Here is a 13,184-nt window from a genome sequence, read left to right as displayed (position 1 = left end):
CAAAAAAATGACACTTTCAGAAAAAGACCAATTATACAACTGGCATCCTTATACCCAACACAAAACGATGGGCTTATTGCCCGCGATTGTCAAAGGCGAAGGCGCTTTGCTTTGGGACGACAACGGCAAGGAATTCATCGATGCGATTGCGTCCTGGTGGGTCAATCCATTTGGACATTCCAACAAAGTGATTGCTGATGCGATATATGAGCAATTGACAACCTTAGAGCATGTATTATTTGGTGGTTTTACCCATAACAAAGCCGTTGAATTGTCGGAGAAACTAATCTCCATTTTGCCATCCAACCAAAAGAAAATCTTCTATTCCGATAATGGTTCGACCGCGGTGGAAGTGGCTCTGAAAGGCGCTTTGCAATACTATTACAACAAAGGCGAAAAACGCACCAAAGTCATTGCATTCGAAGACGCGTTTCACGGCGATACGTTTGGCGCAATGGCGGCGAGTGGCATTACTTTTTATACCGAAGCCTTTCAGGGTTCGTTGCTCGAAGTGGTTCGCATTCCGGTGCCAACGGTTGGGGATGAAGCGCGAAGTTTAAAAGCGTTGGAAGATTTGGTTGCCACCAAAGAGTTTGCCGCATTCATTTTTGAACCTTTGGTACAAGGCGCGGCCGGAATGGTGATGTATGAAGCCGAAGTGTTGGATAAATTAATTGCAATTTGTCAGCGAAACAATGTATTCACCATAGCCGACGAAGTCATGACAGGTTTTGGAAAAACAGGCAAAACTTTTGCAACGGATTATTTGGTCAACAAACCCGATATCATGTGTTTGTCAAAAGCCTTGACCGGCGGAACGATTCCGATGGCGATTACCACTTTTGCCCAGGAAGTCTTTGATGGATTTTATAGCGATGATGTGAATAAAGCCTTGTTTCATGGCCATACCTTTACCGCGAATCCAACGGGTTGCGCCGCGGCTTTGGCGAGTATCAATTTGTTGGAAACTGCTGAAATGCAAAAGAATATCACCCGAATTCATGCCCAACATCTGGCTTTCGCCCAAAAAATGAATAGTCATCCAAAAGTCAAAACCACTCGAGTGCTCGGTGTCATTTTCGCTTTGGAGATTCAAACCGATGGTGCCGAAAGTTATTACGGTTCGATGCGAACCAAACTCTATAATTTCTTTATCGAACACGGTGTAATCCTGCGACCGGTTGGGAATATCGTTTATATTTTGCCACCGTATATTATTTCGGAGGAACAACTCGAAAAAGTCTACGACATCGTAGCCAAAGCCGTTGAAATGATTTAATTTTGCCCAACAAGAAAATACTCGTTTGAAAACCAAAATTGCCATAACTTCTCTTGCCTCCATTTCTCCTTTGGGAAAAACACCTGAAGCGATATGGGCTAACTATCTTTCGCCAAAAACTTTAATTTCTACCAGGGAATTCAACGGAAAAAGCCGGTTTGTAGCCACTATTCCTGCAGAAATCAGAACAGAGATTGATGCATTGCGCAAAGAAGATATTAAGTATAAGGCTTTGGATGAAACGGTTCTAATGACCATTTTGGCTTCGCGTCAAGCAATCGAAATGGCAGGTTGGCAGCAAGGTGACGACTTCGGAATTAATATCGGTTCGTCCCGCGGGGCAACGCAATTGTTTGAAAAATACCATCAGGAATTTTTAGAAACGGGAAAGACCGCCACGCTGACCTCACCAACAACAACATTGGGAAATATATCTACCTGGGTGGCGCATGATTTAAAAAGTGCCGGACCCGAAATTTCGCATTCCATTACCTGTTCGACGGCTTTGCATGCAGTTTTAAATGCGGTGGCTTGGCTGCAATCGGGATTGGCGACAAAGTTTTTAGTTGGTGGAAGTGAAGCGCCATTGACCGCATTTACGTTGGCACAAATGCAGGCGTTGAAGATTTATGCTAATCCAAAAGACTTTCAGCCTGAGCTTGGCGATTGGCCATGCAGAGCTTTCGATTTTACTAAAACCAAGAACACTATGGTTTTGGGCGAAGCCGCTTCAGTTGCCTGTTTAGAATTGGGCGAAAGCCAAAACGCTTTGGGTTACATCACCGGAATTGGCTATGCAACGGATGATTTGGAGCACAACATTTCCATTTCGGAAGATGCGAAGTGTTTTCAGAAATCGATGGCGATGGCATTACAAAATACGGCTTTGGATGAAATTGATGCGATAGTAATGCACGCTCCGGGAACCTTAAAAGGCGATACTTCCGAATACAAAGCGATACAAAAAATATTTACTTCGTCAGTTCGACCTTCGGTCTCGGGTGGTTCAACCCTGCCAATGCTCACCACCAACAAATGGAAAATCGGGCACACTTTCGGAGCTTCAGGCATGTTGAATATCGAACTGGCCTTGCTAATGATGCAACACCAAACCTTTATCGGAATTCCGTATAAGGCCGAACCGAATCCACGAAAAGCGATTCGAAAAGTATTGATCAATGCGGTTGGTTTTGGCGGAAATGCGGTGAGTGTGTTGCTAAGTAAGTCTTAGAAGTTATGAGTTATGAGTTAAAATCATAAAACGACATCTTGAACTTTCGTTTATTAACTATGCTCTTTACATTGTTAGCTTCAGTTATAATTTAAAAAAACTCATAACTTATAACTCATAATTCATAACTATTTTTCCAGCGCTTTCATTTTTTCATACACCAAATGACTTTCCCAACCTCGGCGCAATAAGTAGTCGCAGAATTTCTTATTCTTTTTTTGGCCTTTTCTTTCGGTCAGGCTGTTCCAATGCCTTTCGGCGAGTTGGTCGAAGGTGTCCTGATAGGTTTCCTCGGAGATTTCAGTCAGTGCCGCTTTGATATTGGGTGCCGAAATATGTCTTTGCTTTAATTCGTTGACAATCCTGATTTTGCCCCAGAGTTTGATACGGTGTTTGCCGCGGGCAAAAGCACGGGCAAAACGCTCTTCGTTGAGAAAATTATGTTGGAGTAAATGAACGACTATAGTGTCGATTTCGTCACCTTTCATCCCGAGTTGGTATAATTTATCCACCACTTCCTGATGGCAGCGCTCCTGATAGGAACAGTAATATTCCAACTTGAGTTGGGCTTCGGGAAGGGTTAATTTTTCGGTCATGGGCTGCTGGCAGATTAGGGTAAAAGTAAGGAATTTTAACGACAGGCAAAAAGCAGAAAGCGAAAAACGAAAAGGTGCTTTACCACTACAGTCAGCGAATTATGTGTGTTTTGTTTTTAAAAGATTTAAACAATTGAAAATCAGTACAAAATGCGATTTGTTTTGGAGATTAAAACCCACAGGAAATGTAAGCAATGTAAAGCTAATGTTGTAGTGATTGTAAGATTTAGCTTTCGCAACAAGCCCTTAAACTTTCAAATTGAAAGCAATACCTTAAATTGTTCAAAAAATTGGTGATAACTTAACGATTTCTTAAGGTAAACACCTTGTTATTTAGTAATTTAGATGTAGTTTTGTAAGCCCTTTTTTCTACCTCAAAATGTCTTGACCTTTTTTTGTGTGCCAAAATGTGAATTTTCAGCACAAAATGAGACGGATGACTATGAAACTATTTGATATCAATTTATGAAATTTAGATTATTACAAGTTGCCTTTTTTGTTTTATTGTTGAATTCCTCTAGCTCATATGGACAGCTGTTGCAGTGGAATACTAATGGAAATGGAGGGACTGAAACCACAGAACCCAGTGTTGCCAACGATGCAAATATTTCATCAGCGAGTTTGTCTTTTGGGGCGGGAGTTACTCCAGCGTTAAACGCACATAGGTTTGGGGGAAGCAATTGGTGGAATACAGGTAATTCTACAAACAGTACTTTGGCGGAAGCTATAGCTGGTAATGACTATATTCAGTTTACAGTAACACCTAATGCAGGTTATAATTTTACACCAACGTCATTTGTTTTTCAATGGGAGAGATCTGGTACAGGTCCATCGAGCGTAGCTTTGAGATCTTCAATTGATGGTTATGCAGCGAATTTAGGAGCAGTAACTGGAATGGCCGCGTCTTTAACAACTGGCAATACCATTACAATTTCAGGTTTAACCAATATTACAACAGCAACTACTTTCAGACTCTATGGTTATGGAGGTACAGCAACCGGGGGAACGGGCGGTTTTGACGAGGCGGCTTCACCAAGTATTGTCAATGTTGTTTTAAATGGTACCACAGCTTTATCTGCCATTACTACTGCCCAGGCGGGTGATTGGAATACTGGGGCAACCTGGATTGGTGGCGTAGTGCCAACCAGTGCACAGAATGCAGTGGTCAATCATGCGGTAACAGTGACCACAGCGGTTACCCGAGATGCAGGAACCACAACGGCCGTGAATACCGGCGGAGGTTCATTGACCATTTCAAATACTTATACCAACAACGGTACGACCAACGTTACCGGAAATATCCAGATCAACAACGGTGGAAGCGTTGTGGGAACTAACAACCTGGCCTATAGCGGTACCACTACTACCTTAACCCTCAACGAAAGTGCGGGATTGTATGCGGTAACCAATAAAATTTGGCCTGTTACCGGAGGTCCGTATAACGTGACTGTTCAGGGTACCGGAGCACAAATCAATGCAGCTGTTGGTCCTGTAGCAGGAACCTTGACCGTAAGTCAGGTGTTGAATTGTGCAGCCGCCAGTGCGTTGACCGTTAACGGTACTTTACAAATCAATACCAATGGTTATATCAATACCAATGCGCCTATTTATGGTCCTTCGTCTTTGTTAAAATACAACTCTGGTGGTGCTTATAACCGTTCTACGGAATGGACTTCAGATACCGCAACCATAGGTGTTACACCGGGTTACCCAAATAATGTTCAGATTTCGAACAATACCGCTTTCAATTATTACAATGCTGCAACCGGACCAAGAGCCATCAACGGAAGTTTGACGATTGACAGTGGTTCGTCTTTGAGTTTTAGCGGAACTTCAACCGTAGGCGCTTTAACCGTTCCCGGAAATGTAACCAATGCCGGAACTTTGACTTTAGGGGTTAATGTTGGTGATGATATCAAAACTGCCGGAAACTTTAGCAATACCGGAACTTTTAACGGAAACAACAGAGCCATTTGGTTTACCAAAGCTTCTCCTGGGATTCAAACCGTTTCTTCTACTACGGTACCATTGGTAATTCCTTATGTGGTAACGGCTAACGGAACTACAGTACAATTATTAAACAGCGTGACGATTTCGGCACCGACCAATGGAAATGCCATTGTTTTTGGTTCTTCGAGTGACGTGATTGACCTTAACGGAAATACGTTAATTATAGGAACTGCCGGAGTAGACAGCTTAATCAGCGGTACAGGAGGTTTTAAAGGAAGTACCAGTTCTATTATGACTTTAAATGGTGGAACGGGAAGTATCGGAACTGTAAAATTTGTAACCGATTTGAATCTGGCCACGCTAACCGTAAACAGAACTTCGGGATCGATTGCTTGTGTGATGGGTTCGAATTTGACTTTAAACCAGGCAGTGAGTTTGAACTTAACAGCAGGGATTGTTGATTTGGCGAGTTATACTATGACTACCGAAGGCACCATTAACAATGCAGGAGCTACAAATTATATTATTGCGGACAACGCCTTTGGTGGTGTGTTGAGAAGAAGGATTTCCGTAACAGGAACGCCATACGTTTACCCGATTGGGGACAAGACTGTTACTCAGGAATACAGTCCTGCCCAAATTAACTTTACCGCTGGAAGTTTTACGACAGCTTATTTAGGGATGTCGGTAAACGATGCAAAACATCCGAATATGGATGCCACTACGCATTTTATTTCGAGATATTGGGCGGTTACCACATCAGGAACTTTTACTTCGCCTACTTATACTTTCACCGGAACTTATTTGGCGGGAGATGTTAACGGTACAGAAACCTCCAGTTTTGCTAACCAATGGAATGGAACGGCATGGTTGAATAATGGCGCAAATTTAGGAAGTAGCACATTAACAATTACCGGCGCAACTACTTTACCCGCAACAAATCATTTTTCAGGCGGAAGAAGAGATCAGGAAATCAATATAACGCAAAGTTCGACGAACTATTTAACGGGAAGTACTTATGATTTTGGAACGGTGTTGACCGGGACAAACAATGACGTTACTTTTACCATTCAGAATACAGGGCAAAATACCTTGACTTTAGGAGCGACGGGAAGCATCACCGGAAATCCGCCTTATTCAATACAAACAGCTTATTCGGGAACTACGATTACTGCCTTGGGAACCAAAACCTTTATCATTCGTTTTGCACCATCAGGAGCAGGAACATTTACCGGTTCGATAACCATTACCAGCAATGATGCCGATGAGCCATCGTATGTGATTAACTTTACCGGAATAGCAGTAGCTCCAACACCTGAGATTAATGTCAAAGGGATTATCGGATCCAATCCATCAATTCTTTCAGGTGATGTTACGCCCGATTCTTTAGATAATACACAATTTGCGGCAACCAATCTTGGTTCTAACCAAACCAAATCTTTCCGAATAGAAAACATTGGAACTTTGGCGTTGAACGTGACCAGCATTACATCATCCAATCCATCAGAATTTACGGTGACGTCAAGCGCACCATATAGCAATATTCCTTTCAGCGGAACCAACTATGTTGATTTCACGATTACTTTTAATCCGCAATATGTTGGACTAAGAACCGGGACAATTACCATAGTCCACGATGATGCTACCGGAGGTGAAAGCCCATATACTTTTGCAGTAGAAGGAAATGGGGTTTGTTTGGCAACAGCTAATACAATCACACCAACTTCAGGACCGGTTGGGACAGAAGTGACCGTTACGGCTTCGGCCAACAATTTGACAGGAGCGACAGTGACATTGAATAGTGTTTCGGTAACACCGGTGACCCAGGTTTCTTCCACGCAAATTAAAATAACCATCCCGAGTGGTGCCACTACCGGAAGTTTGGTTACAACCAATTCACAAGGTTGTACAGCATCCAATGCATTTACGGTAATCACTAATGCCAACATGAATTGTGAAGGTGCCACAACAGCCTTTACCGATATCATCATTTCGGAAGTTTATGATTCATTTGCCGGTTCGAGTGGTATTATAGAATTATACAACCCAACTTTATCGGCGATCAATTTAACGACTCTCGATTATCGTTTGGCGAGATATACGGATTCAGGTGCGCCAATTACCGTTTTGGATTTGATGGGAACGATTCCGGCGAGAAGTACTTATCTGGTTGCAGCTGACGCATCGGCTACACTTTGTACAGGATTAACATTATCCGGAGAACAAATTGGAACCGGTTTTAATGCGAATGACCGAATCGAATTAAGAAAAAATACGACTACCGCTATTGATGTTGTCATCGGGCCAAATGAAGTAGGTTATACCATCAGAAGATTGACTACGGCAACCGGACCAACCACTACTTTTAATGCCGCTGACTGGACCTTTATCAGTGATGAAAACTGTTCTGATTTGGGTTATTTCAACTTAGTGGGTAATTTACCGGTGGTTACAACGCATCCAACATATACACCAACCTGTAAAGGAACGACATTAACCGTTGCCGGAACAGAAGGCTATAATGCCGTTGGAGATACTAAGGAATTGGTTTACCAATGGTATGCAGTTGCGCCTAATACAGCAACATGGACTGCCTTGAGCGATAATGCCATTTATACCGGAACCGCTACAGCCACATTGGATATTTCAGATATTTCTACTTTGGTTGGCTATCAGTATTATTGCCAAATCAGGGAAAATACGGTTAGTTGTTATGCAGCCTCTAATGCAGTGATGATAACAGCTGGCCAGTCAACAACATGGAATGGAACTGCCTGGTCAAATGGAGCGCCAACCCTGGATAAAGCTGTAATCATCAACGGTAATTATGATACTTCGGTGAATGGTAGTTTTGAAGCTTGTAGCGTAACCGTTAACGGTGGATTTACCTTAGACATCAAAGCCAATAACTATGTGTCTATTAAAAATGATTTGACCGTAAGTGCCACAGGAAATTTAACGGTACAAAACAACGGTTCGTTAGTCATGATTGAAGATGACGGTGTGGTAACCAATAATGGAACAACGCAGGTAATCAGAACTACAGCGCCATTTGAATTGTATGATTATACCTATTGGTCTTCGCCGGTTGACGCGGCTAGTATTACAACTACTTTCCCGGACTGGAGAACCGATTATTCGTTTGAATTCAACACAGCGAATTTTTCAGATACGAATACGGTTGATTATTACGGAACAGTTACCAATCCTGGCGTAGCAGATAGTTTTGACGATTTTGCACCTTGGGCATGGCAGGCTTATACCGGAACAATGACCAATGGAAAAGGTTATGCGATTATGGGGCCAACCAGTTTGACTTTTAGTCCGTCAGCAACTACTTCGGTTACGTTTTCGGGTAAAGTGAACAATGGTGTTATTTCGCCATCAATTGTAGAAAGCGGCAATGCCGGTAATACAGCCGATGATTTTAATTTGATTGGTAATCCATATCCGTCAGCCATTTTTGCTAATACCTTTATTACAACAAATGGTGCAAAAACATCGGGTAGTTTGTATTTCTGGACACACGTAGATGATGTTTTAATAACTAATCCGGGACCAGATTTATACAATTTCATTAGCGATGATTATGCGGTTTATAATATGACCGGAGGAACAAGAGCCAGTTATACCGGAAGTTCGGTCCCTACAGGTTATATTGCTTCAGGACAAGGATTTTTTGTGGAAGCACAAGGGAATAATACTTTGACGTTTAACAACGCCATGAGAGATAAAGGTTATACCAATACCCAATTCTTCAGATCGGCTTCAGCCCAACCTTCGATGACAAACACCAGAATTTGGTTGAACCTGAGAAATGCAGATGGATTGTTTGGGCAGTTATTGGTGGGTTATTTTGACAATACCACTTTGGATTTTGACTGGGCTTATGACGCCAGAGTAAATCAAACCAATAATTATCTGAGCTTCTATTCATTGGCGGCCAATGAAAAATATAAAATTCAGGCCAGACCGACTTTTGATGAATCGGATATAGTACCGATAGGTTATTTCAGTTCGGTTGCGGGTGAATTCAGCATCAGCATTGACCAAAAAGAAGGAATCTTAAATGAAGAGTCAACCAATATTTATCTACAGGATTTAGAGATGAATATTATCCATGATTTAAAAGCTTCTCCTTATACTTTTACCACCGGAAGCGGGAAATATGAAAACAGATTTTTATTGCGCTATACCGATGCAGCATTAGGTAATCCTGATTTTGAGTTGAGCAATAGCGTTATCGTTGCAACGAATCACGGAGAAGTGAGTATCAAATCCTATGTGGAAACCATAGATGAGGTAATTGTTTATGATATATTGGGAAGACAGTTGTTCCAATCAAAAGGCATCAACAGCAATGATTTTACAGCAACTAATATATCACTGAGCCAACAATCATTAATCGTTAAGGTTAAATTGGAAAGCGGTGCGATAGTGACCAAAAAAGTATTAACAAATTAAAAAAAGAGGCTCAGAAATGAGCCTCTTTTTATACGTATTTATTCGTGTTTACAATCGCCTGATTGTTTTTATAATCAATCCATTTCTGTCCTTTCCATTTTCGCATCAGGTTGTCAAAGTTTCGCATGATGAATATGTTATACACTGCTTTGGAAACATTGGTTATACTTTTTGGAAAAGCTCTCAAACTCATCGAAAATCCGGGTGTAACATATTTCATATAGTGCCAATAACCTTCGGGCATGTATAGCATTTCACCGTGTTTTAAATCGGCTACCAAACCCTGAGCTTTTTTCAAAGCCGGCCATTTGGCAAAATCTGGATTGTCAAAATCAATATCTTCCCTCGAAATTAAAGCATGTGGAACCTTGTATAAATAAGGCGTTTGGTCGGGGGCAAAGAGTACACATCTTTTTTGACCGTGAAAATGGAAATGCAGGATGTTGGAATAGTCAATGTCATAGTGCATGAACACCTTTGAATTTTCTCCGCCAAAAAATAACATCGGCAATTGTTTGACCAAATTCAGGCCAATATCGGGCCAGACAAAATCGTTTTTCAATACCGGGACTTCCTTCATCAGGTTGTACAAAAAGATTCGGTAGTTTGTGGGTTTGGTGTTGAGCAAATCAATATAATCACTCATTTTCATTCGGGCATGGGCTTCATTAAAACCATCTTTATGGCTGACCGGCCGGTCGTCATAAAGCGGAACGATTTGGTCTCCTGCAACTTGTTTCATGTATTCCAGGTTCCATTTCTCGTAAGCGGGCCAGTCACTTGTAAGGGTCTCAATGACGACCGGTTTTTGTTTCTTTACATAGTGGTGGTAAAAATCCTCTTTTGAAATAGTTTTTACGCGTTCAATTTCTGTTAGTGTTAGTGACATAGACTGTTCCAGTAAAATATATAAAAAAAGCTCTCGGCAAAGAATGCTGAGAGCAAAGTTATAAATTAAGGCTTAAACTGCCGTATGTTTTAAGAAACGTTAACTTTATTTTCCTTTGGTTGAGGCTTCTAAATTACGCTCAATCTGGTGACCCGGACGTGTCCATTTTGGTTTTTCACCCAAGGATTGGAATTGTGAATCTTCTGCTTCAACAGTCGTTGGCTGCATCACTTTGATAAATGGTTTTTGTGGAATCAATCCCAATGTTTCAAACATTTTCATGTCTTCGTTCACATCCGGATTTGGCGTCGTCAATAATTTATCTCCGGCAAAAATAGAATTCGCTCCGGCAAAGAAACACATCGCCTGGCCTTCGCGTGACATTTCGGTTCTTCCGGCAGACAAACGAACCTGAGTTTCAGGCATAACGATACGTGTAGTGGCTACCATACGGATCATTTCCCAGATTTCTACCGGTTTTTCGTTTTCCATCGGAGTTCCTTCAACGGCCACTAAGGCATTGATTGGCACTGATTCCGGTTGTGGGTTTAAGGTAGAAAGTGCTACCAGCATTCCGGCTCTGTCTTCGATGCTTTCTCCCATTCCTATAATGCCACCGCTACAAACGGTTACATTGGTTTTGCGAACATTTTCGATAGTCTGCAGACGGTCTTCAAAACCTCTGGTCGAAATGACTTCCTTATAATAATCTTCAGAAGTATCTAAGTTGTGATTGTAAGCATATAAACCGGCTTCGGCTAATCTTTGGGCTTGGTTTTCGGTCAACATTCCCAAAGTACAGCATACTTCCATATCGAGTTTGTTGATGGTTCTTACCATTTCCAAAACCTGATCAAACTCTTCTCCGTCTTTTACGTTACGCCAGGCAGCACCCATGCAAACTCTTGATGAACCATTGGATTTGGCTCTTAAGGCCTGCGCTTTTACCTGACTAACCGTCATTAAATCGTTTCCTTCAATATCGGTATGATAACGCGCTGCCTGTGGACAATAGCCACAATCTTCAGGACAACCACCTGTTTTTATAGAAAGTAAAGTAGAAACCTGAACTACGTTTGGATCGTGATGCTCTCTGTGGATTGAAGCCGCTTCGTAAAGCAAATCCATCAAAGGTTTGTTGTATATAGCAATGATTTCGTCTTTAGTCCAGTTGTGTTTTGTAATACTCATAGGTGCTATTTTAGATTGCACCAAAAGTAGTCAATTTGTTATTAAGTACCAATAAGAGATTGTTGGATAAAAGATAAATTATTTGTTTGGTGCGAATTTACTTCTCCAAAATTGCAACGCTACAAAAGTCATGATTATGGCTGAAGCTATGCCTTCAAATAAAACACCGATACAGTATTCATTGGCCGTTGGTTTTCCGCCAAATAAAAACTCCTCAGAAAGGCTATCGATATAGGCATTACCACCTCGGATATAGATGTAGGCCAGCAATCCGGCAACACTAAGCAAGACGCCAATAATAGCCGTTATTCCGGCAGAAAGAAGGTTGAAGACATAATCCGTTTTTCCTTCTTTTACGTTTGAGTTAAGGGTTCGGGTAACACCATAAAACACAAATGCTGCGTTAAAGGCTCTCAGATATAGGATATCTGCTAACCCAAAAAGTTCCATGATAAAAAAATAGAATGCAATTCCGACGAAGATTATAATCCCGTTTACTAATTCTTTTGGCAGTTTCATAGCGATAAGTTTTAAGTGAGTAATCGAAAATTGTCTCTCAAATTTAAGAAATTATCTTTGAAATAGCGACAATTTAACAGAAAACTAAATGATGTTTCAATAAAAACAAAGAAGCTATAGCTGGCTGATAAAATTTAGTGCAGTTGACTTGTCTAATGCCAATTGGTTTTTGAGTGCGTCTAAAGAATCGAATTTTTGTTCGTTGCGCATTCGTTTAAGAAAAGAAACGGTTATTTTTTGATCATAAAGATCCTGGTTGAAATCAAAGAAATTAATTTCGATGGTTTGATGGGTTCCGTCAACTGTTGGACGATTCCCGATGTTCATCATGCCATAAACCGTCTTTCCGTCAATCACACTTTTGGCAATATAAACGCCGTTTTGCGGTATGAGTTTATAGTCTTCTTCAGGATTGATGTTGGCCGTTGGATAGCCAATGGTTCTGCCCAGTTGTTTTCCTTTGGAGACCATTCCGGTCAATGAATAATCATAACCCAAATAGTCATTGGCTAATTCGATATTGCCTTCACTGAGTGCGGTTCTTATTTTGGTGGAACTAATGGAAACCTCATTGATTTCCTGAGCTGAAATTTGCTCTACTTCAAAGCCAAAAGCATTCCCGAATTCTACTAAGTCATTAATGTCGGCGGTTCTGTTTCTGCCAAAGCGATGGTCGTGACCAATAATTATTTTTTTGAGTTTAAAAGTATCAACCAAGACCTGTTTGACAAAATCTTCGGCGGTAAGTCTTGAAAATTCTTTGTCAAAAGGATGAACGACCAAATGATCAACGCCAAGATTTTCAAGCAAGGCTATTTTTTCATTCAGCGTGTTGAGTTGCTTCATTTCGGTTCCTTCCTGAAGTACCATTCTCGGGTGAGGGAAAAAGGTCAGCACCAAACTTTCGCAATCTTGTGATTTAGCGGTGTCAATAATTTGTTCCAATATTTTCCTGTGCCCAAGATGAACACCATCAAAAGTACCAATGGTGATAATGGTAGGCTTGTTGGTAACAAAAGATTTTATGGAATGGACTATTTTCAAGAAATGAGTAAAAATGTAATA

Annotated in this window: 8 protein-coding genes; 3 read left to right on the top strand and 5 right to left on the bottom strand. The window is 41.2% G+C overall.

The features are described from left to right. The first annotated feature begins 7 nt into the window (after positions 1-7). Together bioA and P1K33_RS00155 are read left to right on the top strand one after the other, a co-directional pair. Complete coding sequence (gene bioA, locus P1K33_RS00160; protein ID WP_284650792.1) at positions 8-1,279, top strand: adenosylmethionine--8-amino-7-oxononanoate transaminase; 1,272 nt, start codon at positions 8-10, stop codon at positions 1,277-1,279. Positions 1,280-1,304: 25 nt separating this feature from the next. Then, a complete protein-coding gene (locus P1K33_RS00155; protein WP_284650790.1) occupies positions 1,305-2,510 on the top strand; it encodes a beta-ketoacyl synthase N-terminal-like domain-containing protein in 1,206 nt (401 codons plus the stop codon). Between the two features lie 128 nt (positions 2,511-2,638). Here the strand turns inward: P1K33_RS00155 and P1K33_RS00150 are convergent, their stop codons facing one another. Next, positions 2,639-3,106: a regulatory protein RecX gene (locus tag P1K33_RS00150; protein WP_284650788.1), complete on the bottom strand. Its 468-nt coding sequence runs from the start codon at positions 3,104-3,106 to the stop codon at positions 2,639-2,641. 465 nt (positions 3,107-3,571) lie between these two features. Here P1K33_RS00150 and P1K33_RS00145 point away from each other — a divergent pair, with 465 nt between their 5' ends. After that, the gene (locus P1K33_RS00145; protein ID WP_284650787.1) at positions 3,572-9,520 is read left to right on the top strand and encodes a RemA C-terminal-like gliding motility protein; all 5,949 of its coding nucleotides are present in this window, start codon (positions 3,572-3,574) and stop codon (positions 9,518-9,520) included. A gap of 28 nt (positions 9,521-9,548) precedes the next feature. Here the strand turns inward: P1K33_RS00145 and P1K33_RS00140 are convergent, their stop codons facing one another. The 4 genes from P1K33_RS00140 to P1K33_RS00125 all read right to left on the bottom strand — a co-directional run bounded on the left by P1K33_RS00140 (position 9,549) and on the right by P1K33_RS00125 (position 13,163). Next, positions 9,549-10,409: a cupin-like domain-containing protein gene (locus P1K33_RS00140; RefSeq protein WP_284650785.1), complete on the bottom strand. Its 861-nt coding sequence runs from the start codon at positions 10,407-10,409 to the stop codon at positions 9,549-9,551. 105 nt (positions 10,410-10,514) lie between these two features. Beyond that, entirely contained in the window at positions 10,515-11,600 is a 1,086-nt protein-coding gene (bioB, locus tag P1K33_RS00135; protein ID WP_284650783.1) for a biotin synthase BioB, read from the bottom strand. Positions 11,601-11,678: 78 nt separating this feature from the next. Further along, positions 11,679-12,119 (bottom strand): hypothetical protein, encoded by a 441-nt coding sequence (locus tag P1K33_RS00130; protein WP_284650781.1) that lies wholly within the window; start codon positions 12,117-12,119, stop codon positions 11,679-11,681. A 114-nt stretch (positions 12,120-12,233) separates the two neighbouring features. Continuing rightward, complete coding sequence (locus P1K33_RS00125; protein ID WP_284651190.1) at positions 12,234-13,163, bottom strand: bifunctional riboflavin kinase/FAD synthetase; 930 nt, start codon at positions 13,161-13,163, stop codon at positions 12,234-12,236. Positions 13,164-13,184: the final 21 nt, after the last annotated feature.

It is taken from the genome of Flavobacterium terrisoli (assembly GCF_030167905.1).
Classification (GTDB): Bacteria; Bacteroidota; Bacteroidia; order Flavobacteriales; family Flavobacteriaceae; genus Flavobacterium; species Flavobacterium terrisoli.
This window is presented reverse-complemented; position numbering and strand designations above follow the sequence as displayed.